Source organism: Exiguobacterium sp. s168, assembly GCF_018619035.1.
In the GTDB taxonomy this organism is placed as follows: domain Bacteria; phylum Bacillota; class Bacilli; order Exiguobacteriales; family Exiguobacteriaceae; genus Exiguobacterium_A; species Exiguobacterium_A acetylicum.
The window spans coordinates 1-22,731 of sequence record NZ_JACSNE010000020.1; the positions used below are offsets into that span (position 1 = coordinate 1).

Annotated in this window: 20 protein-coding genes and 1 tRNA gene; 14 read left to right on the forward strand and 7 right to left on the reverse strand. The window is 35.2% G+C overall.

The features are described from left to right. Positions 1-117 precede the first annotated feature (117 nt). Positions 118-450: a four-helix bundle copper-binding protein gene (locus KNQ15_RS11600; protein WP_214725473.1), complete on the reverse strand. Its 333-nt coding sequence runs from the start codon at positions 448-450 to the stop codon at positions 118-120. Between the two features lie 257 nt (positions 451-707). Here KNQ15_RS11600 and KNQ15_RS11605 point away from each other — a divergent pair, with 257 nt between their 5' ends. The 11 genes from KNQ15_RS11605 to KNQ15_RS11655 all read left to right on the forward strand — a co-directional run bounded on the left by KNQ15_RS11605 (position 708) and on the right by KNQ15_RS11655 (position 9,646). Further along, on the forward strand, positions 708-1,025 hold the full coding sequence (locus KNQ15_RS11605) for a thioredoxin family protein (protein ID WP_214725475.1): 318 nt from the start codon (positions 708-710) through the stop codon (positions 1,023-1,025). Positions 1,026-1,113: 88 nt separating this feature from the next. Continuing rightward, positions 1,114-1,184 (forward strand) — tRNA-Cys (locus tag KNQ15_RS11610). Between the two features lie 52 nt (positions 1,185-1,236). Then, on the forward strand, positions 1,237-1,701 hold the full coding sequence (locus KNQ15_RS11615; RefSeq protein ID WP_214725476.1) for a CopY/TcrY family copper transport repressor: 465 nt from the start codon (positions 1,237-1,239) through the stop codon (positions 1,699-1,701). Positions 1,702-1,728: 27 nt separating this feature from the next. Then, the gene (locus KNQ15_RS11620) at positions 1,729-1,944 is read left to right on the forward strand and encodes a heavy-metal-associated domain-containing protein (RefSeq protein ID WP_094942611.1); all 216 of its coding nucleotides are present in this window, start codon (positions 1,729-1,731) and stop codon (positions 1,942-1,944) included. A 17-nt stretch (positions 1,945-1,961) separates the two neighbouring features. Then, positions 1,962-4,418, forward strand: a complete 2,457-nt coding sequence (locus tag KNQ15_RS11625) for a heavy metal translocating P-type ATPase (protein ID WP_214725478.1) — start codon at positions 1,962-1,964, stop codon at positions 4,416-4,418. A gap of 16 nt (positions 4,419-4,434) precedes the next feature. Then, the gene (locus KNQ15_RS11630; protein WP_094942608.1) at positions 4,435-4,725 is read left to right on the forward strand and encodes a glutaredoxin family protein; all 291 of its coding nucleotides are present in this window, start codon (positions 4,435-4,437) and stop codon (positions 4,723-4,725) included. Positions 4,726-4,863: 138 nt separating this feature from the next. Then, positions 4,864-5,106, forward strand: a complete 243-nt coding sequence (locus tag KNQ15_RS11635) for a heavy-metal-associated domain-containing protein (protein ID WP_211656279.1) — start codon at positions 4,864-4,866, stop codon at positions 5,104-5,106. A 98-nt stretch (positions 5,107-5,204) separates the two neighbouring features. Further along, positions 5,205-5,894, forward strand: a complete 690-nt coding sequence (locus KNQ15_RS11640) for a hypothetical protein (protein WP_094942630.1) — start codon at positions 5,205-5,207, stop codon at positions 5,892-5,894. 70 nt (positions 5,895-5,964) lie between these two features. Beyond that, entirely contained in the window at positions 5,965-7,386 is a 1,422-nt protein-coding gene (locus KNQ15_RS11645; RefSeq protein ID WP_214725479.1) for an MATE family efflux transporter, read from the forward strand. Between the two features lie 19 nt (positions 7,387-7,405). Next, entirely contained in the window at positions 7,406-8,929 is a 1,524-nt protein-coding gene (locus KNQ15_RS11650; protein ID WP_214725481.1) for a multicopper oxidase family protein, read from the forward strand. Between the two features lie 210 nt (positions 8,930-9,139). Then, positions 9,140-9,646: a CueP family metal-binding protein gene (locus tag KNQ15_RS11655; RefSeq protein WP_214725483.1), complete on the forward strand. Its 507-nt coding sequence runs from the start codon at positions 9,140-9,142 to the stop codon at positions 9,644-9,646. 410 nt (positions 9,647-10,056) lie between these two features. On the opposite strand, the gene KNQ15_RS11660 is transcribed toward KNQ15_RS11655, so the two are convergent. Together KNQ15_RS11660 and KNQ15_RS11665 are read right to left on the reverse strand one after the other, a co-directional pair. Continuing rightward, positions 10,057-11,004 (reverse strand): cation diffusion facilitator family transporter, encoded by a 948-nt coding sequence (locus KNQ15_RS11660; RefSeq protein WP_094942601.1) that lies wholly within the window; start codon positions 11,002-11,004, stop codon positions 10,057-10,059. Positions 11,005-11,067: 63 nt separating this feature from the next. Next, positions 11,068-11,403, reverse strand: coding sequence for an ArsR/SmtB family transcription factor (locus tag KNQ15_RS11665; RefSeq protein WP_094942600.1), 336 nt, complete (start codon positions 11,401-11,403; stop codon positions 11,068-11,070). A 589-nt stretch (positions 11,404-11,992) separates the two neighbouring features. Between KNQ15_RS11665 and KNQ15_RS11670 the strand changes: the two genes are divergently transcribed. The 3 genes from KNQ15_RS11670 (at position 11,993) to KNQ15_RS11680 (ending at position 17,554) form a co-directional block, all read left to right on the forward strand. After that, positions 11,993-13,750, forward strand: coding sequence for an ATP-dependent nuclease (locus KNQ15_RS11670; protein WP_214725485.1), 1,758 nt, complete (start codon positions 11,993-11,995; stop codon positions 13,748-13,750). Further along, positions 13,747-15,114: a UvrD-helicase domain-containing protein gene (locus KNQ15_RS11675; protein ID WP_214725487.1), complete on the forward strand. Its 1,368-nt coding sequence runs from the start codon at positions 13,747-13,749 to the stop codon at positions 15,112-15,114. Before KNQ15_RS11670 ends, KNQ15_RS11675 begins: the two co-directional genes overlap by 4 nt. Before the next feature lie 1,423 nt (positions 15,115-16,537). After that, complete coding sequence (locus KNQ15_RS11680; RefSeq protein ID WP_214729589.1) at positions 16,538-17,554, forward strand: tyrosine-type recombinase/integrase; 1,017 nt, start codon at positions 16,538-16,540, stop codon at positions 17,552-17,554. 177 nt (positions 17,555-17,731) lie between these two features. Here the strand turns inward: KNQ15_RS11680 and KNQ15_RS11685 are convergent, their stop codons facing one another. The 4 genes from KNQ15_RS11685 to KNQ15_RS11700 are packed head-to-tail and all read right to left on the reverse strand — an operon-like array spanning position 17,732 to position 22,657. Beyond that, a complete protein-coding gene (locus KNQ15_RS11685; protein WP_214729591.1) occupies positions 17,732-18,385 on the reverse strand; it encodes an HNH endonuclease in 654 nt (217 codons plus the stop codon). Continuing rightward, positions 18,378-18,998 (reverse strand): hypothetical protein, encoded by a 621-nt coding sequence (locus KNQ15_RS11690; protein ID WP_214729593.1) that lies wholly within the window; start codon positions 18,996-18,998, stop codon positions 18,378-18,380. The genes KNQ15_RS11685 and KNQ15_RS11690 overlap by 8 nt, the downstream gene beginning before the upstream one ends. Next, complete coding sequence (locus KNQ15_RS11695; RefSeq protein ID WP_214729595.1) at positions 18,998-21,142, reverse strand: ATP-binding protein; 2,145 nt, start codon at positions 21,140-21,142, stop codon at positions 18,998-19,000. Before KNQ15_RS11695 ends, KNQ15_RS11690 begins: the two co-directional genes overlap by 1 nt. Positions 21,143-21,193: 51 nt before the next feature. Further along, on the reverse strand, positions 21,194-22,657 hold the full coding sequence (locus tag KNQ15_RS11700; RefSeq protein WP_214729597.1) for an Eco57I restriction-modification methylase domain-containing protein: 1,464 nt from the start codon (positions 22,655-22,657) through the stop codon (positions 21,194-21,196). Positions 22,658-22,731: the final 74 nt, after the last annotated feature.

Here is a 22,731-nt window from a genome sequence, read left to right on the forward strand (position 1 = left end):
CTTGGACTTTAAACGCCTTTGTATATTTGACCATAAAAAACACCCCATAAAAGTTGGATTTTTATGTCCAACTTTTATGGGGCAGTTCATAGGTTTCCGGTGGGTTTTTTCGTGAAATTATGCGATGCTTCGGCAAGCTTCTGCGCATTTGCGACAAGCTTCCGCACAGCGTTTGCAGTGTTCATGGTGTTCAGCATGCTTCGTGCATTCATCTCCACATGCTTCACAAATTTTTGCACAAACCGCAGCCAACTCCGCAATAAAAGGAGAATTCCGTGTGAGCGCATGTTCTAATGATGCGCAAATCTCCGCGCATTCACGGTTTAGTCGGATGCAATCGACCATCATTTTTACGTCTTCTTCTTGAAGACAAGCGTCAAAACAATGATTACATTCTGCTGCGCAATCATGTAAAGCCTGAATTAACTCTGGGTACTGTTTATGTGCCATGTATAAAACCTCCATTTTAATGTATTGGTTCAGTTCTTCTTCTTCTTCTTCTTCCCATTTGTTTTGTAATTAAACTTAACTTCCGAGACTCCACGAAAAATAAATAATTTAGTTTACTTGTATGTAAACAGATGGGTCTCCAATTTTCTAATGTATTTTTTTCGAAAGGAAATATAAAAAGGTTGACAAATAACGTTTACGTTTGTAACCTATTATTATCTACAGTTGTAGACGATAATTTCAGGAGGTGACAAAGTATGATAAATAATTTTCAAATAGCTCAATTAGAAGAAATTAAAAATGAAGAGAAACCAGTGATATTGAAGTTCACTGCTGACTGGTGTCCAGGGTGCAAACAGCTTGCTCCAGTCATCGAGCATTGGGCTGACGAAAATCGAGAGGTTATTTTTTACGATGTTGATGTAGATGGTAACTTAGATTTTGCTCAACAAACTTATGGAGTTATGAGTATACCCACTTTGATTTTATTAAAAAAAGGAAAAGAAGTGGATAGAGTGACAGCGCCCGAACCTTCTGAGAAGGCAATTTTGGAATTCATCCATAAAAATCTGTAAGTAACGACAGCGAAAACATAATGGTTGACAAAACATGTTTACAAATGTAAACTATATTTAAGATTACATTTGTGAACATAATATATATGGCGGTATAGCCAAGGGGTAAGGCAGAGGTCTGCAACACCTCGATCATCGGTTCAAATCCGGTTACCGCCTTTCATCACAACTTTATGGTTTTGCAAATTACAACTTAAGGAGGTGTATTGGAATGAACGAACAAATAGAAACAAATATCACAGATGCCGAGTGGGAAGTAATGCGAGTAGTCTGGGCACAGGACAATGCGACTAGTAAATATATTATTGACGTCCTTGAAAAGAAAAAAAGTTGGAAGCCCGCTACGACCAAGACCTTCATCGGAAGACTAGTAAAGAAAGGAATGCTAACTACTGAAGCCGAAGGTAAAAAATTTATCTATTCCGCTGCCGTCGAAGAAGGGGACATGATTAGAGAAACTTTTTACAATTTACTTGATCATATCTGCAATAGAGATGTTGGAAATACAATTGGAAATATGATTGCGCAGGCCACATTGAGTGTCCGCGACATTGAAAATCTTAAGGAAATCTTACTCCAGAAAGAATCTGAAGCAGTGGAAGATATTCCATGCAACTGTGTACCTGGACAATGTAAGTGTCAAGATCATTATTGTTCAACGCAACATTGTTCATAAATAAACTGGAAACGGGAGGTGTAAGTAATGAAAAAAACCATTTTAACTATTAAAGGGATGACCTGCGCTCACTGTGTTAATAAGATTGAGGGGGCACTTCAAAATCTTGAAGGGGTCAAGAGTGCAAAGGTCAATTTGCAAAAAGGTACTGCTAAAGTGAAATATGATGAAGCGATACGAAATTATGATGATTTTTCAAAAGCTGTGGAGGATGCTGGCTATGAGCTTGAATCAGCCAAATAGGATGGAGGTTTGTGGAAATGGAAAGTAAGACATTTGCAGTGGAAGGCATGACTTGTGCATCGTGTGTACAGACGATCGAAAAGGCGACTAAGAAGTTGCCAGGAATTGTCGAGTCAACAGTTAATCTTGCAACCAACAGGTTGACAATCAGCTACGATGAAAACATGGTTTCGCCCCAAGATATTCAGAACACAGTTGAAAAAGTAGGTTACAAAGCTTCTACAGACACGGAACAGAAAACATTTGCAGTCACTGGTATGACTTGTGCATCGTGTGTACAGACAATAGAGAAAGCTACAAGGAAGCTAGCAGGTGTACTGGAGTCGAATGTGAATTTAGCGACAGAAAAGCTGGTGGTCAAATATGACCCCGTTCTTGTAACTGTCTCTGATATTACACAGGCAGTAGCCAACGCTGGGTATGAAGCAAAAGAAGACAGTGGACCGGCCGACAGCCAAGAATCCGAAAAAGAGAAGAAGTTGAAAAAAGTCCGATCGATGTGGAACCGTTTCATTGGATCGGCAATCTTCACAGTACCGTTGTTGTACATTTCAATGGGGCATATGATAAACCTGCCCTTGCCAATGTTTATAGACCCGATGATGAATCCGCTGACGTTTTCTCTGTTGCAATTGATTCTAACCATTCCAGTCATACTATTCGGATGGAAGTTCTACTCTGTCGGATTTAAAACATTATTTAGAGGACATCCGAACATGGATTCCTTAGTGGCTTTGGGAACTAGTGCTGCGTTCCTTTATAGTTTAGGTGCTACAGTCGCTATCTCGATGGGCTCTAGCGGATATGTGAATAATCTTTATTATGAGTCAGCTGCGGTCATATTGACGCTAATCACATTAGGTAAGTATCTGGAAGTTAGCTCAATGGGGAAAACTTCAGAAGCTATTGAAAAGCTTATGGGCTTAGCCCCAAAAACGGCAAGAGTCATTCGAAGCGGACAAGAAGTTGAAATCTCTATAGATGAAGTAGTCGTTGGTGATACGATTATTGTAAAACCAGGAGAAAAGATTCCTGTAGATGGAGTTGTCGTTCAAGGTCTCACTTCTGTTGATGAATCGATGTTGACCGGGGAAAGTATTCCGGTTGAAAAAAATGTAGGGTCAAATATCATCGGAGCAAGTTTCAATAAGAATGGAACTATTCAATACCGTGCGACAAAAGTAGGGAAGGACACTGCATTATCGCAAATCATTAAATTAGTCGAAGATGCACAAGGTTCAAGGGCTCCAATTGCCAAATTAGCGGATATTATTTCCGGCTATTTCGTACCCATCGTCATCGTCATTGCCATACTTTCGGGATTGGCTTGGTACTTCGGTGGACAAACAGGACTATTCGCATTGACAATTACCATCTCAGTCCTTGTGATTGCGTGCCCATGTGCATTGGGACTTGCTACTCCTACTGCAATCATGGTAGGAACAGGAAAAGGTGCTGAGAACGGTGTACTGATCAAGAGTGGAGGAGCACTGGAAACCACTCATAAAATTCAAACCATCGTTTTTGACAAGACAGGCACGATTACCGAAGGAAAGCCAAAAGTCACAGATATTATCACTGTCAATGGAAACAGCGAAGAAACCCTTCTCCAGTTAACAGCATCTGCTGAAAAAGGTTCTGAGCATCCACTAGGCGAAGCGATTGTAAGGGCTGCGGAAGAGAAGAAAATGAAGATGATGAGTCTCGGTAATTTCGAAGCCATTCCTGGACACGGGATTGAAGTCATGATTGATGGAAAGACATTGCTTGCGGGGAACCGGAAACTGATGGTGAAACAGAACATCTCTCTGACTGCGCTGGAAGAAGTATCTGATAAACTGGCGCAACAAGGTAAGACACCTATGTATGTAGCAATCGATAATCAGATTGCTGGGATTATCGCTGTGGCAGATACAGTGAAAGAAAACAGCAGGAAAGCAATTGAAAAGCTTCAGAAAATGGGCATTGAGGTAGCTATGATAACGGGGGACAACAAAGGAACAGCCATGGCAATTGCAAAACAGGTTGGAATTGACCGTGTCCTCAGTGAAGTGTTGCCGGAAGATAAAGCGAATGAAGTGAAAAAACTACAAGCAGAAGGCAAGAAAGTGGCGATGGTTGGAGACGGAATCAACGATGCCCCTGCCTTAGCACAAGCGGATATTGGAATTGCAATCGGATCGGGAACAGACGTCGCTATCGAGTCAGCAGACATTGTACTGATGAGAAGTGATTTGATGGATGTACCGACCGCAGTAGAATTGAGTAAATCGACAATTCGAAACATTAAACAAAATCTTTTCTGGGCTTTCGCTTATAACGTAGTGGGGATTCCATTCGCAATGGGTGTTATCTACTTGGTGGGAGGACCGTTATTAAATCCAATGCTTGCGGGGGCTGCAATGAGTCTAAGCTCTGTTTCTGTCTTAGTAAATGCGCTGCGATTGAAACGTTTTAAACCTTCGTTAGCATAGTAAAGGAGAGCTTGACATGACAAACAATTTGGAACTTGTATTATATACACGTCCCACGTGTTCAGATTGCCAAGATGCTAAAACCTATTTAGCGTCCCACGCAATTTCCTATCACGGAAAAGATGTTGCAAAGGATTTGAGTCTTGAACAGGAGATGATTGAAATCTCCGGGAATAGAATTGTCCCTTTGTTCGCATTTTATAAAAAAGGGATATTAGGCAAAAAGAAACTAGTCGAATCTTTCATTGGATTTGAGGCCAATAAAAAAGTTATTCTTAAACTCTTGAATTCGATTGATAAAGCCTAGTACTGCCTAGTTAAAGAATTTTGTCCGTTAACAATTACCTCTGATTGCAGATTGATTAGTTAAGGAGGTGAAGATTTTAATTTTTGCACGAAATATACAATACTAGGGTATAGTAATGAAGATTAGGAGGAATAAGCGATGAAAGAAACAACATTAAATGTAGTCGGTATGTCATGTAGTTCATGTATAAATAAGATTGAAGGTCAAGTAGGAAAACTCACTGGTGTAGATACTGTAAAAGTTAAACTTTCTGACGGCCAAGTGGATGTATCTTTTCAAGAAGAACAAGTTACTTTGGACGAAATTAAAGCGGCTATTCAAGAAACTGGATATAAAGTTGCTGATACAAAGAACGAAATAGGTTGTTCCTGCTGCAAATAAGCAGGTTTAGCGTTTTTAGATCGAGACAAAATTTAATCGAGAATAAGATGAAAACACATTGAATGATAAGTCTAATTAACAAAAATCTAAAAAAAGGAATGTTGAAATTGAAAAATCATGAACACCATCACAACCATTCAAAATCGACCGAAAACGAAGTGTTTGTAAATGCTGCATATGAGAATGGAAAACTCTTTATAGAGTTACAAGATAAAAATCAAAAAGCACCCGAATTAGAAGTCAGTCATGAAAAAGACTTGCATCTGATTGTGGTAAGTGAGGACTTGAGTGAATACAAACACCTCCATCCTGTTCAAACAGACAAAGGTAAATTTGAATATGATATTCAATTAGCATCAGGCATGTATAAGCTTTTTGTGGACATCCAACCAAAAGGATTGGCATATCAAGCCACTCCTGTTCATCTTCATGTAGGTCATCATCAAGTCACATCTGAGCTGCCAGCCCTTGAAGTAGACACAGAATTCAGAAAAACCATTGATGGTCATACAGTAGAGCTATCTGTCGACTCACTGAAAGCTCACCATCCTACAGTATTCACGTACGATACGAAGGATAGTACACCTGAACCTTATTTAGGGGCCCTGGGACATGTTGTAATTTTAGATGAAAAAGGAGAGCAGTTTATACACGTTCACCCGTCATTCGATGACAATACTGTGTTTGAAACCATTTTTCACCAGCCTGGTCACTACAAAGTATGGAGTGAATTTAAGTTTGAAGGAAATGTATATGTCTATCCGTTTGTGATAAATGTAACAGAGTAAAAACAGCGGCCCATATATCATATATGGGCCGTTTTTAAATAATTGGATTCACTGAAAGGAGGGACCCCAAATGAACAAGGGGGAGGTGTTATTAAATACGGATGATAAACGAACTAAAATAAAACTAATTTTCATCCTGGCTTTACCAGCAGTTGCCGAGAACTTCTTTCAAACACTGCTTGGTTTTGTTGATACGCTATTTGTCTCAAGAATCGGCCTTGCTGAAGTTTCAGCTGTAGGGGTCACTAACGCGATTTTAGCTATTTACTTTGCAGTATTTATGGCAATCGGTGTGGCGGTAAACGTATACGTGGCAAATAATTTAGGGGCTGGAAAAATCGAAAGAGCAAGACATATTGCACAACAAGCAATTATCTTGTCTGTACTGATAGGCGTGCTCTTTGGTATAGTAACTTTGTTTTTTGCTAAGCCTCTTCTCCTATTGATGGGCATTGATAATGAAGTACTGCAGCCAGCCAGTCTCTATTTCAAAATAGTAGGTATCCCTTCGGTAGTTATGGCCCTCATGTTTACACTGAGCAGTATCTTACGCGGTACTGGCGATACCAAGTCTCCAATGAAAGTCAGTATTGTTGTCAATATTGTCAACATTGTGCTTGATTATCTAATGATTTTTGGTTTCTGGATGATTCCGGGGCTTGGAATCGTCGGAGCCGCACTTGCTACCGTTATTGCGCGCGTTGTTGGGACTATTTTATTGGTGAATTACATCCGCAAAACGGATGTCATCGCGTTTAGAAAAGATTTCTGGAAACCTGATATGGAACATCAAATAGAATTGATGAACTTAGGTAGCCCAGCGGCTGTTGAAAGACTGGTAATGAGAGCTGGACAGATCGTTTATTTTGGGTTCATTGTCGTCCTTGGAACTAATACATTTGCCGCACACCAAATAGCAGGAAATCTTGAAATATTCTCATACATGCTTGCTTATGGGTTTGCAACTGCTGCCACGATTCTCGTTGGGCGAAACATGGGCGCTGGTGATTATGAAAGTGCAAAAGAATATGCAAAATTAAGTACTTACTTGGCAATGGGTTTCATGTCACTCTTCGGTATTTTGCTTTTCTTCTTCGGAGGATGGGCAGGGTCGCTCTTTACTGATGATCAACAGGTGATCAACGATATTGATATTGCACTAAAAATTGCGGCCATCTTCCAACCGTTTTTAGCTGTCGTCCTTGTCCTTACAGGAGGATTTCAAGGAGCGAACAATACAAAATTCCCAATGTATCTGACAACGGTGGGAATGTGGGTTATCCGAACAGGAGCCGTCTACTTGCTGGCTATCCAGCTTGAGATGGGCATAGCAGGTGTATGGATTGCAATCGGACTCGATATTGTTTTTAAGGCAATCGTTCTCTGTTTCCAGTTTAGTAAAGACCGTTGGATTGTTGTAAAATCAGAACCCCAAAGTCCCTGTCACCCACAGACCAAACATGAAAAATCCAGATGCGTAAATGACTATTAAAACAGGAGGTCAACAGAATATGAAGAAATATTTAGTTGTATTATTATTACTTCTCATGGTAATTGGAACACTTATCGCTTGCTCCGACTCAAATACCATGAATCATTCAGATATGAACATGGAAGACCATAGCAATATGGACGAGATGGACAATGAAATAGATATGAATATGGAAGACCATAGCAATATGGATGAGATGGATAATGAAATGAAACATGGTGAATTAAAAAAATTGAAAGATTCAAAGGGAGAGAATGAAATTTCCATTCCAGTCGCCTTAAAGAGTGAAAGTGATAAAGAGACGGCTTATACAATTCGTGCCCAAAAGGGTAAAACGGAATTTTATAAAGGCATCAGCTCTGATACCTTAGGATACAATGGCTCATTATTGGGTCCTATGCTCAAGTTCAAATCCGGTGAAAAGGTAACAATTCGATTGATCAATGAACTCGGTGAAGACACGACTTTTCATTGGCATGGTCTTGAGATACCCGGGGATGTAGATGGAGGTCCCCATAATAAATTAAAACCCGGGGAAGAACGCATTATTTCCTTTGAAGTTAAGCAGGATGCAGCTACTTTATGGTTTCATCCACATCCTGAAGGGAAGACGGCAGAACAAGTCTATAGTGGTCTAGCAGGCTTGATTTATATCGAAGATGATCAATTGAGTGAACTGCAGTTACCTGATCAATATGGCATTAATGATATTCCTCTAGTTATTCAAGACAGAATGTTCGAAGAGAAGCGCCTAGATTACCAAGCTGCAAAAAACTCAGACGGTACAGTGGGCGATACAGTACTTATAAACGGCACTGTAGATCCGAAACTGACAGTAGCAAAAGAGAAAGTAAGGCTGCGACTGTTGAACGGATCAAACGCCCGCAATTTTACATTCAAACTGAGCAACGGAGATTCTTTCGTTCAGATTGGAACGGATGGCGGTTTATTAAATGCGCCTGTGAAAACGAATGAGCTGACTTTGACCCCTTCAGAAAGGGCGGAGATTATTGTTGATTTTTCGAAGATAGAAGAAAATGAAATCGCGCTGATTAATGAAGAAGGTATCAATATTCTCGATTTCCAAGTGTCAGAACCAACAACATCTTCGAGAGAAATTCCTGAAAAAATGAATGACTTTGAAATCACTGATGAAGAAATGGCACTACCCGTGACTAAAAAAATCGAGTTGTTCGGTATGATGGAGAATGTCACAATCAATGGAAAGAAATTTGATGCCGAGCGAATCGATTTAAAGCAAGAAAAGGGAGTGACAGAGGTTTGGGAGATTTACAACAAACCAGATGAAATGGGAGGTATGATTCATCCATTCCATGTTCACGGAACCCAATTTAAAATCATTTCAAGAGACGGGGAAAGTCCGTCCGAAAACGAACAAGGCTGGAAAGATACGCTTTCAATCGCGCCTGGTGAAAAGGTGGAAATTGCAATCAAGTTTGAATATGAAGGAGTTTATATGTTTCATTGTCATATTCTTGAACACGAAGACAATGGAATGATGGGACAAATTAAAGTCTATTGACCATGTAATTAAATATTATATAAACGCTTCTTTGCCAATCGAAGAGTTTAGGAAACGATTGTGCGGCTTCAATTCCTGCCGACTTAGTGATCTTCTATATAAAATACATGGATTTATTTAGCAAGAGTGCAGGAGTCCCTAAAGTCGTAAGAATTCAGCACTTGATAGAAGAATCGACTTTGCTATAGTAGGGAGAAGAGGAGAGATAATATGAAAATCCCATTTTTTGTACTCATGTTAGCTTTACTTGGCTTACTAGGGGGCTGCAATGACGAACCTTCATCGGCCCAAGTAGAAGTAAAGGAGTTGGTGGCTGACTTGAGTGGAAGTGACGAAGTTAGTGCAGCTTCAATTGATGACCAACAAGTAACAGTTGAAGACAAGGGAGATAAATCGGTCTATCCGTTGCCGGCAGAAGAGTTCTTTGTCTCAATTGCCCCATATGAAACATATACGCACCCTTGTGAAATTCATAGCTTAACAGGATGCCAAGGTGAATTAGCAGAAAAGGAAATGAAGGTAATCATTACCGACAACGAAGGGAAAGTTTATGTAGATAAGATGATGAAGACTCCAGCGAATGGGTTCATCGACCTGTGGCTGCCTCGAAATCGACCTTACGTGGTTGAAATTGAAGCTGAAGGAAAGACTGGAGAAATTAATTTTTCAACATTTGATGGAGATCCAACTTGTTTAACCGACTTATTGCTGAGTTAAGTCGAATATTCCCTTTCAGATTGCCCATCTTAAAGATGAAGTGAATTGTTTATGGCTAACATTAGCATGCATTCAGAATACAATGAAGAAGAGGCAGAGATTAATCGATCTAGGTTAGTAAGACATAATAAAGCAAAAGCAGTCTATAAAGAAGAAGAAAACAGAGTTTTATACTAAAGGATGAAGAGGAAACATTGTAAGGGGATATTGGGACATGCAGAACGATGATGTTTTTCATCGATATAGTATGGAGTAGATTACTCCTTACTAAGAAGTTAAAAACTTGATTGAGCCAAAAGAAGAGGAACTGTCAGATTAAATCGGACAGTTCCTCTTCCAATTATTTTTAGGAGCTTTCTTTTCCAAGATGATTTGCTTCAAAATTATCGGCATTTTTTCACTCTTAGAAATTAATGGTGATGATGATCATGGGACGGTTCGCTTTTCACTGTGCAGAGAATGGAATCATTGTGCTTGTGAGCATCTGTTTCCATCTGAATCGTCACGTGGTTGATGCCTTGATGCTCAAGGTCATGTTCGATGCTGTGCAACATGCTTTCACTATCGGCAAGCGTGAGATGGTTGCCGACTACTACGTGGCAGGACAAGGCATTCAGCCCGCTGGTAATGGACCAGATGTGTAAATCGTGGACGCCGTGAACACCTTTGGTCTCTTTGATGGTTTGAATGATATCTTCAATCTTTACATTCTGTGGCGTGCCTTCCATCAGCACATGCAGAGAAGATTTAGTGACGAAATATCCGCTTCGCAGGACAAGGGCTGCGACGATGACGCTGGCCGCGGGGTCAGCCCAGCCCCAGCCGAAGAACATTATGAGCAGGGCGGCCGCAATGGCGCCGACAGAACCCAGCATGTCACTTAATACATGCAGGTACGCCCCCCGCATATTCAAGTTATCATGTGTATCTCCGCCGCGCACCATGATCCAAGCGACCAGAATATTGACCAATAAGCCGAATACACTGATGATGAGCATACCGGTCGTGGCGACTTCCGGCGGGTTAGCGAATCGGCCGATGGCTTCGTAAAAAATGTAGAGTGCTACACCAATCAGCGTCGCGCCATTGATGGTTGCGGCGAGGATTTCAAAACGTTTGTATCCAAAGGTTTTGCTGTGATTTGCAGCTTTTTCAGCCAGCTTGAACGCGATCAGGGCAATCGCGAGCGAAATGGAGTCACTCAGCATATGTCCGGCATCAGCCAGAAGTGCCAGGCTGTTCGTTAAGAAGCCCCCGGCGGCCTCGACAATCATGTAACTGGTGATGATAATAAATGAAATGAGCAGCACTTTTTTATTTGCTCCGTGTGTATGGTCATGGCTGTGATCATGTGCCATTCCGATTCCTCCTTCAATTTCTCTTTATAAATCAGTGCATGCTTTAGCGTGGAAAAGCGTTTTTTAATGATGCGTTGCATGCTCAATCGCCTGTTTCAACAGGTTCATGATATGATCGTCGTCTTTCGAATAATACAAAGTCGTGCCGGCTCTTCTGTATTTCACCAGGCGCAGTTGCTTCAAGAAGCGCAATTGATGCGACACAGTGGATTGGCCCAAGTCCAATTGCTCTGCCAAGTCATTGACAGAATGTTCAGCTGAACAGAGTAGATTTAAGATGCGAATACGGGTCGGATCGCTCAATGCCTTGAATGTTTGGGACACAACAAAGAGTGTTTCCTCATCTAGCGGATGTTCACCCTCAGCGAAATCCTCTTCCTTTTCTAAATCATGTTTCATTATTGCATGACACCTCCAAATTGGTTTAAACTATATTTATATATGATAATATGTTCATATATAAATATAAAGGTTGAGTTTAAGAAATGCAACCTTTTTCGCACATAATCTTAAGCTTAATTATGTTTCATACTAATCCCAAATCTACTGAAATCTATTGAGAAAAAGAGTGAACGAAATTTAAAATTTCTGATTGAGGGATTCAAAAAAGAGACTGCTTTGTTTGTTTACATATGATAATTTATCAGAAGAAGCTTGGATAAAAAAGAGGGAGAGGGGACGCTGGAAAAACAGCTCTTCTCTCCCTTTTAATTTGTAATAGTGTACTTTTACGAACGGTTATAAAGCGTAGTATCTTTACCTCTATAAAATAACTGAAACACTCTATAAAATTTAGTCATAAAAATCCAAATTGCTGAACACTATTTAAAAGGTAAGGACCGATAGATAACTTTAGGAAATATGTTCAATGTGTTCGTAAGAAACTTCTCAATTTGCATACATTAATTAGTATAGAGAAAATTAATCATTGGGAATATTCCGCATGAATATACTGTAAAATGAAGGTATAAAAGGGAGAGGTGACCTCGTGAAAATATCAAAAGTTAAAGTTAAAAATTATAGAAACATTAAAGATATAGATGTCGATTTAAATAGATTAGTCATATTTATTGGAGACAACAACAGCGGAAAAAGTAATTTACTCAAAGCCATTACTTTGCCTTTTTTAAACAGTGAAGTTGGAAGTATATCTAAAAAACTAGGTTGGCATGATATTAATCATGTGGCAAAACAAAATTACTTCGAATTTATAGAAGATAATTTAGAATTTATTAAGGACAATACAATTGAGCTTGAAAAATTTACAGAGGTCATACCTAGTGTTTCAGTGCAAATTCATTTGAAACCTGAAGCTGGTGAAGAATTCTATGTAAACAAGTGGATTTTGTCAATTAATGAAGGCGAAGATATAGAATATGCTATTCAATACATTTTTCAAATTGAAAAAACTAAAGAACTCTTGGAACATGTTAAAACAGTATTAAAATATGAAGATACAATTGAAAAGATAAAAATGAATCTTTTACCAATGGAGTTATATACATACTCGATTATAGTCCCTACTACAAAGACGTCAGTGGGTTTTAATGAGTTAAATCAATTTAAGTACAATGCATTAGCTGCGGAAAGAGATGACTTCTCAAATAAGCAAAATCAACTTGGATCAAAAGCATTGGTAAATTTGTTAAACAATAAATTAACCGAACAGCAGAAAGTAAACGTAGAAGTGTCATACGAACGGTTTTTTGAAGATCTTAAAGGAATAAGTAATCTAGATGGGATATTTAATTGGCAGGATAGTAGTGATATAGAAAATGCCAAAACCTTTTTTGAAGAGATCACTTTATTACCAAATATGCCTAGTATGCATTCGTTATTAAATAATGTTCGACTAGGATATGGTGAAGAATATCTTCATACACAAGGCTTAGGATATAGGAACCTCGTTTACCTTTTGGTTATGATGAATTCTTTAGAGAACAATGATGATGACATTTTAAATCTCTTAACCATTGAAGAACCAGAAGCACATTTATGTGTCAGTAACGAAAAGCTGCTCTCAAGTTTTATTAACTCTACAATTAATAAAGTCAAAAACACTCAACTGTTTATCTCCACTCATAGTCCTGAATTTTTAAACAAGCTGGAATTAAAAAATGTAGTAGTAGTGACAGAAGGAAATGCATTTTCTTTGATGTCATGTATGGAACACGCTGACTTAGACTATTTGGCGAAAAAGCCGAACCTAGATTTTTTGAAGTTTTTATTTTCTAGAAAATGTGTGCTAGTTGAAGGACCCACTGAAGAGTTGTTAATCAAGTCCTATCTTACCAACCAAAAGGATTTATTAAATGATATTTATGTAATTTCGCTACATAAAGGATTCACGAAAATGATTGATTTATGGTTAAAAGTAAATGAAGGTTCTTCGAATAGACTTGGAATTATAAGAGACTTTGATGATCAACCTAATGCACAAAGGAATCATGAAAAATATAATGAACATACTAATATATGGATTAAAACTACTAAGAGCTATACTTTGGAAACGGAGTTTGTTGAAGAAGAAGGAAATTTTGAAATTTTGAAAAGCTATTTTGAAAAAAATCTTAATTGGGATGGGATAGAGACATCAGAATTGTTGTCAAATAAGTGGAGAACAGCAAAAACAAATGTCATGCTACGATTTTGCCAAGATATAGGTTCAGAAGAATTAAAAGAAGTACAGTTGCCACAACATATCGCCGGTGTATTAAACTTTCTAGCTACTGGAGAAAGAACATGAACATTGTTGTAGCAGGAGCTGGTGCAGGAAAAACAACATCAATGGCAGAAGTAGTGTTACAACGGTTAAAAGAAATTAATAAAGAAAAAATTGTATATGTTGTAACATATACGAATGCTGCTAGAGACAGAATTAGAGAAAAAGTGATTGAAAAAAACGGATCGATACCTAAGCAGCTTTACATCGAAACTTACCATTCTTTCTTAATACAAGAGTTTATTTTTCCATTTCATCATCTGTTGTATGAAACTCAATATCTTAAAGCTTCATTAATTAAACTTTCAGATGTACCTCGTTATAGAAACTTAAAAATAAAAGAATTAAAAGAGAATCAAGAAATTCACGTAGATAAAGTAACAGAAGTGGCGAAATGGATAATCAATGGGAAAACAACTGATAGAAAGCAAGTTAAAGTTAAGAGAACAAGAATATTATCAATGGTTTTGAATTATTTGGACTCTATCTTTATTGATGAAGCACAAGATATGGATATCCATCTAAAAACAATAATAAATACCTTTTATATGAATGAGTTGAATCTATTTCTTGTAGGTGATCCGAAACAGGATTTACGTGGTAGAAGTGTTTTCAATGTGTTGATAGCTGAACATCCGGATAAAGTACAGTATAAAGAAGAGAATCATAGATGCCCTCACGCCCATGTAGAGCTAGCCAATAGCTTTATTTCTAGTGAACAATGTCAAATGGCACAAAAAGATATAGTAGGGGAGTTAGGGTTTGTATTTGAGAAAGATTTAATCATTGACGCTTATATTCAAAATCAGAATTTTGATTACGTATATATTTTAAAAAAAAACACAAGATATATTACGAATAGTAAGGACTTACAAGCAGAAGAGAGTAATCTTTTGTATGAATTGAAATGTATTATTAAAAAATCAAGCATTAAACAAGACAAAATTGACTTAGCAGTATTTAAGGCTAAAGAATGGTGCTTGAGGTCATTATCTTCAAAGAGCAACAGCTATATCATTAGTAAAATAGAGGCGGCATTTAAATTAAAGCTATCAAGAAGAGATATGGCAAAACTCGGTGAAGCATTAAAGTTAAATCGCGATAAAACTCAGGTCACAGGTATTAAAGTCAATTCTATCGATAGTATAAAAGGATTGGAAGGGAACAGATGCTTATTTATTTTAACAACAGATCTTGCTCCATATTTACTTGGAAAAAATACACCTGATAATAAAATGAAAAATTACTTATATGTAGCTTTAACACGGGCTAAGGAAGAATTAAGTTTTTTGATTACTCGAGAAGTTGAGGAGAAATATAGCAGAGAATTTTTGATTTTGAAATTAAATGAATTAAAAATTTCTTATATCGGACAAAGTGACTTTTAAATAAGTGAATAGGTGTGATTGTGTCCTCTTTCAGATTATATATTTCTAACTCATAAACTATATTAAGTTCATTTTCTTTCAACGGAGCCAGCGCCTTTTAGGCACTGGCTTTTGATATTTAGGTATTTAAGTGTATATATTACATCTGCAATGGCTTTCCCACACTATCGCAGTTAGTATTGAGTAAAGACATATTTAATGGTTCTTTAGAAAGTAAGAGTATCTACTACCAACGAGCTATACTTATAAACGGTCGTTTAATATAAAAAACCAACACGCCGATAAATTTAGTAAAATGAGCAGAAAAGCCTTATATTTTCTCGTATATTAATCAACGTCTATTTATTAAGGTAATTTAAGGTTTTATATAAAAAAACCTCGCTACGAGATCATTGTTTGCTTGAGCAAACAGAAAAACAGGAGGTGTCTTGATGGCGAACAGATGTAAGACAATTTCCTACTCAAAAACGATTTTCATTACTCAAAGAAGTGATTGAAAAAATTAAGAGGGATTACAAATATGTATTAGTCGATCGTTTGCTACAAGAAGTAGCCAGTCGCATCCAACAGTTTACGGGGGAATATGCTAACGCTCATGCACACGAACGAGAAAAGTAGAAAGAGTTAGCTAAACGCATCCTGATGAGTATCTCTACCTGGGAATCCGTCTATCGTGTATCGATGAGTATCGTAATCTAAAGTATAGCGAAGGGAATGAACAACCTATTGAAACACTTTTATAACAAGTAGACGCTGCCTTATATGCACCAAAAGCATTTGAGAAGAACACGTTCCAATTTTATAAAACGTTGGTCGATTAATAAATCGTTTCAACTCATTAGCGGAAATTCCAAGCTTCCCTATATAGTTGTATGAAACAACTATATAGGGAAGCTTATTTGGTCTATTAGTATCCATTGTCAGTAATGTTGTTTTATATATGTAGCTTCCCACTAACTTCAGTTAACGCATAAATGTTCTCCTACCGATCCTAATGTTTCTTCTCTCATCCCCATGTCTTAAGCAATCAAACCGGATTTTAAGTTTTCGATTTCGCTTGTCTCAAAATAAATAGTATTCTCTTTTTATTGAGATGAAATAATTAGCTGAAGTAATTGAAGCCCTTAATACTGTTTGGAAATGTGACTATTCTTTAATTCTTTCAATAATTGTGTTATGTCACCTTTTCATTCATCTTTAATTTACTTGTGATAATTACCTATTATCACAAGTATTTATTTGTTATACTGAATATAGATATATTATGTAATACAATTATATATTAAGAATTTACACATTACATACATATGTATATCAGTAATAATTTGATGTAATACTTAAATAAACGGTGGTTTACTTAGCAAATGAACAAAAAAGGCGTCAAAAAAAGGAATCGTTAAGTAGAGAGATCGGAGGATGGATGATGAACGAAGAAGAAATGAACGAAATCGTGATTAGAGAAGAAGCAGCGCTGGCATTTGCCGATAGCCGGGAAAAGTTGCTCGCGGTACTGCAGAATGATCATTTGAACATGGAAGCGTTGAGCGACCTCGAGATCTTTGAACTATTCTGGGCAACAGAGTTGTTTCCGATTTATAGTCAAAAAAGCCCGCATACGAAGCGGGCTTATAAACAAGATTTAGATTATATTTTACGGTTTTTTGTGAGCAAAACGCAGGGCGTTAAACAACTGACGATTCTCAACTTACACGAGTACTTAAAAGATGTTCATGATCAGTACGCGCCACGGACCGTCAAGCGGCGCAATGCCATGCTGAGGCGATTCCTGCGATTCCTACACGTCAACGACTACCATGCGCGTGACCTGTCTCTCCAGGTGAAGGACCAGACGAAGCCCGAGCCGCTCCGCCGTGAGATTGACTTCGACGAAATGGAAGCAATTGCTCTCGCCTTTCGTCATACAGTAAAGCAAAAAAAGCAACGTGAGCTTCTGCAGCTGCGTAACGAAACGATAGGGTATCTTCTCCTTACTACCGGGATGCGTGCTTCCGAATTATTATCTTTAAAATTTAGTCAAATATACAAATCAAATGTACATTACATTGAAATACAAGGAAAAAGGGACAAGTGGAGAAGAATTCCTCTTTCACAAAAAACAGCAACCTTATTGAGTAATCTTCAAAGAATGATGGAAATTGAAAACTGCACTAGCCCATTTGTTTGTTTTAATTTAAAAAATAATGATAAAGCAATTTCATATGAAAATCTTAGGATCATATCAAATCTAGCATCAGAAACGATAACAAGTATCTCTACATCTCCACACTGGTTTCGAAGATCTTTTATAACTTATATATTATCAAATGGCATATCTTTATACGAAGTTATGAGAATTGCTGGACATCAATCAATTAGCACTACTAATAAATATTTACAAGATACAAAAAGAAACAGTATGACTTCACTACCCTTTAAGTAAATATTATGTTAAAAAGAAATCTCTTTTTTTGTCCTATTTATAGTATTGAAGGTTTATAACGTCTAATTAAAATAGTTTCATCTCTAACAAGAGGTTTCAAAATATTATAAATACATCACCCCTCATCTTTTATTTCAACGCGGGGGTAATGTATTTATAAGAATTTAATAGTTTAGTTCAATATAATCTTCTTCTTTTATTTTCTATTTGCATTATCATACTTTTAATTTGTAAAATTGTTTTATTTTCTTTACCCTCAAATTTACTACAAAAATCTTTCATTTCCATAATAAGATATTCCATTCTTCTTTGTTGACTGTCGAGTTTCAATGTCTTAAAAAATTTTTCAATATTATCGCTATACTTATAATCTGGATGAATTTCAATAGAAAAATCTTCTTTTCTATTAAATATAATTTTCAGCTGATTTCTATCCGGATGAATTAAATCGATCTCACCTTCATGACAAACAAAATTACTTTTCGATCTATTGCAAGTTTTGCAACTACTTACTAAATTCAAAATTCCGTTTATGTAATTAGAATTGTAGTGCGGGATTGCTTGTTTTAAAATGTTTTTTGGAATAAAATGATCAACTTCAAAATTTGAAGAATCTATTACCTCTATATTGACACCACAATAAGCACACTTATGAAAATAGATTTCTCTAAATAGAAAGTTAAGCGAGCTGGATTTTTCACTAATATGCGAATAATGATTTTCAGCTCTAGGATGTTTAACAGAAAATTGCTTTAGAAATTCAACTTTCTTGTTACCCATCTCAAAATCATAGTTGATAAATGAAGTGTTCCTATAGTCATGATCACTCATAATTCTTTTTTACCTCATTAAACAAGATTATCAGCTCATCTAAATCTTTTTTTTCAAGTAAATCTGTACTAGTTATTCCATCTATAGTAGATTGAATATTCGAAACTAAGACTGGATCTATTTCTCTCTCACTTTTAATTTCTTCTAAGACTTGATACTCTTCTATTGTTGAAAAAATATAATCTTCTAAAATTGGCGCAAGAACATCATCATAAAAAATCTTAGCTTCATTTCTATTATTTACTCCAATTCTAGATTTATATTTGGAAATCGTTTTGGAGATCGCATAACCTTCGTTTTGGCTAATAACAATTGTCTTTATAAAAGGATGAACTTTTCTTAATATTATTTTAAATTGCTCCCCCGTAAATTTACTTAGTCCAGAAGTTTCATTCTCAAAGAGTCTAGAATCTATTAATAAAATATTTGCAGAATTAATTTTAGGGTTTTGCAATAAAGTTCTATAATCATCGCTTGCTAAAAATTGACTTTCATGAGCATTTAGAAAAAAATCTTGAGAAACTCTATTTTTGTGTTCACAGTATTCTACTAAGTATCTATTCAATCTGCTATCAATGTTATCATCTACATAGCAAATATTTATATTTATCATTATTTCATTCTCCCTTGCAACGTAAATTGTGTTCTAAACCCATTTCCCCCAGATATATCAATAAATTTTCCTTTGTAGGCGTACAAAGTATTATTGATTATCCACATACCTAATCCATGCCCATCCATTCTCGAAGTTTCATGTACATCAAGTATTCTAAATGGGTCATTTACATATTTATCATTTAATCCATTTCCATTATCTGTGTATTCTACATTTATGGCATTTTCTCCACAAATCATTTTTATTCTAATATCTAATGATCCTTTTAAATCATTATGTTGAATGCTATTTAGAATTAAATTATCAAAGATAACTTCTAAAACATCCTCTGATATATTATATTGATTTTCAGCATTTTCACTTATGTCAGTAATGATATTTACCCATCGATACTGGTTTTCCCATGAGCTTTTAATATTATCCAGAACATCTGAAACAGATTCGATTTTAGTTGCGAATTTTTTCTTTTCAACTTTATTTAGGATAATTGCTAAAAATGTCATTAGTCTTAAGTTTATATCTTTTAAATCACTTAAAATTTTGGGGACGTTTTTGTAAGAATGAAGAGTGAATTCTTCTGAATTTAATTTATCCCAAAATCCATACTCGATTAAAGCATCCTCAATATCCTCAAATCCAGAACTCAATGCATTATTTTTGTTATGTAAGTCATGAGCTATCGCGCTAGCCCTTAGCCCCTGAGTTGACAACACATTTAAAATTCTAACATCGTATTTATGTTTTTCTTCACTCTCTTTAAATACCTTTTTACTCTCTATGACTTCTTTTCTGATTACTTTAATTTGACCTGCTATACTTGCAATTTCCTCTTTGCTCATTTCTACTATACGATCGGGTTTTTTCAAAAAAGCATTCAAATTTTTATTATTTTTTTCCTGCTTATTTTCAACTATATTATTAGAATTTATTTTCCTTATGATTGTTTGTCTATAATTTTCAAACCTAGAAATACCAAAGTTAATAATTTCTTTAAACAATTCATAATGAATATTTTCATCTAAGCCTTGTCTATTAGCTAAATCAACTAACTTCTCATTTTTTACTTTATCAATATTAATGATTCCATAAATTTGATTTTTTCTTACACGCCAGCTTCCAGTAGGATGAGTTGCAGCTGCTGGAGATTTTGTAGCACGTTCGGTAATATTAAGCCAATCTTTAGTACCTTCATGGGAAGCAATACTAAAGTGGTTTCTGTACAATGCTATTCCAATATTTGGACCAATTAAATTATTGTACTTGTATTCAAATTTTTCTGCATTATCTTTTGTAGTTTTCTCTAAAATGAAAAATAATTCTGCGTTGAATTCTCCTACTTCTCTTAAAAGATTAATTTTCATATGATTTGAAATGTCTTCATTTATAAAATTTTCATTTTTCAAATCATATACATTTTTATAGTAAAGAAAATCTTTATTTTTCAGTATATTCTCAACGCTCATGTTAAATTCATCTGAATCTATTATTATTTCAAGTTTTTGAATATTATTATCATATTTAATTGATATTTTTGATATGTAATCTCTACCAACTTTTAAATCTGAGAAAATAGAATTTATCTCATAACTTTGATTTTTAAATTGAATTTTTATCTGCATTTGATTACTTTTATATGCTTTTCTTAAAAAATCAACCAGTTTTTGGATATCTTTTTCTTTCCAATTATCTCTTAAATTTTTTATATGAATTTTAGTCCCGGATTTATCGATAGGAATTTCAGTTTCATTAAGATTGGATTTACTCCAATCTGTTTCCCATACTATAGATTTATGTTTTTCTTTTTTTGATAATACTTTCGCTTCGTTACCTAATCTTGCTAATGCAAATCTCCCAACGCCTTTTGAGCCAGTTAATACTCTTTGAGACTTTTCATCCATATAACCTTTATTACTTCTCCCAACATGCATCCACGATTTTTTTATGTCTTCGGCACTCATTCCAACTCCATTATCAGTTATAAAAATAGAGTTATCTTCGAATAATATGTCGCAAGTTATTGATCCTGAATCATAAGCATTCTTAACTAATTCAAAAACAGCAGATTCTTTTGTAGAAAAATTTTGTCTTCCTAATAACTCAGCAAGTTCACTATCCTCAATGGTGAATTGTAATTCTTCCATAATGAATTCCACCTCATCTATTAATTTAAAATTATTTTAGCTCAGTTTTAATTATAAATATTTTTTTAAAAATTCTTTAGTTGATGAACTTAAGTCTCTATTTTTAAAAATAAAATTGTTAATATCTTTACTTGTAATTCGAATTGATGTTCCGTTCAAATTAATGCCAACTCGACTGATATATTCATGGAACTCATTAGAATTCAGCAAAAATTTAGCAACCTTTAAACTAATATTTTTTTTAGGAATTATATAAATTCCTGAGAATGGAATATCATCACTTTTTAACTCGTAAATTTTTATTCTGTTAGTAATCACTGTGGATGTAAGAAGCTTATTTTGGTTCAAATGAGCTAATGCTTGCGATCGTCCAAATTCGTACCATTGAGCTGACACATCAGAATCTCTATTTAATAAATCATTTTTAAATTGTGAGAAATATTTTAAAAAATATGGAAATTTTTCATTGAATATAGATGGCGCATACTTATTTAATCTATTATTTCTGTCATAATAATATGGAAATATTATCAATTCATTTTTTCCTGAATTTAAATTACTAGGACTATATGCATTTTTAACTATACTCTTTTCAATTTTAAAACCTTTTGTATAAACATATTTATCATCTATACTATATTCTTTAATCAAAAACGCAGAATTTAATAATGTTGCTATACTAGTTGCAGCGTGAAAATATTCTCCAAAATGTATATATTCAACACTACTCTCTATACCATCATTACCGAAAATCCATTTTTTACCTAAATCTTTTTTGTATATTTCTTCTTTGCGATCTGATACTATATCGTGATAAATAAATAGTTCTTGCATTTCTGATTTATTTAAGACAATTATTGAAGAGGCCGTCATAACGTTTTTAAATATTTTTTTTGTTGTGTAATCATGTAATTCACTAATATAAGGGCTAATAATTTCTCTGATTTTTTCTCCTGAAACCGTCTTAAATGTGTTATTTGGAATCAAATATACTAATTTACCTTGTTCGTTTAAGTTTTTTAAACTTTCTTCAATAAAAGCATATGAATAATCAATCTTTCCCTTTTTACAGCTATCATACTTTTCTCGAACAAACTTTCTAGTTTTTTTATCTAGATTATTATATGCAATGTATGGAGGATTACCAATTATATAATCAAAATGAATATTTAAATTCATTTTCAAAAAATCTCCGTTTATGATTTTCCATTTAACATTTTCTAATCCATATTTTTTAGTTATAGAATTCAAATTCTCGATACATTTTTTTTGATGAATTTCATCTATTTCTACTCCATAAATATCATTTTCTAATCCAACTTGTATTTTTTTTAAAGGTAATTTTCGAGAAATAGCGTCATTTAAATACCTTTTCACTATCTCAACAAGTATGTTCCCATCACCACAAGAATTATCGATTATTTTCTTTCCAACAAGATTCTCAGTGTATTTCGCAAGATCAAGCATTTTTACTACGGTATTTGCAGGTGTGAATATTTGGCATTTATTATTCAATTTCTAATCAACCAACCTTTGATTACTTTATTTTTAAAATTTCAAATAACGAATATTTATTAAATAGCAAGATT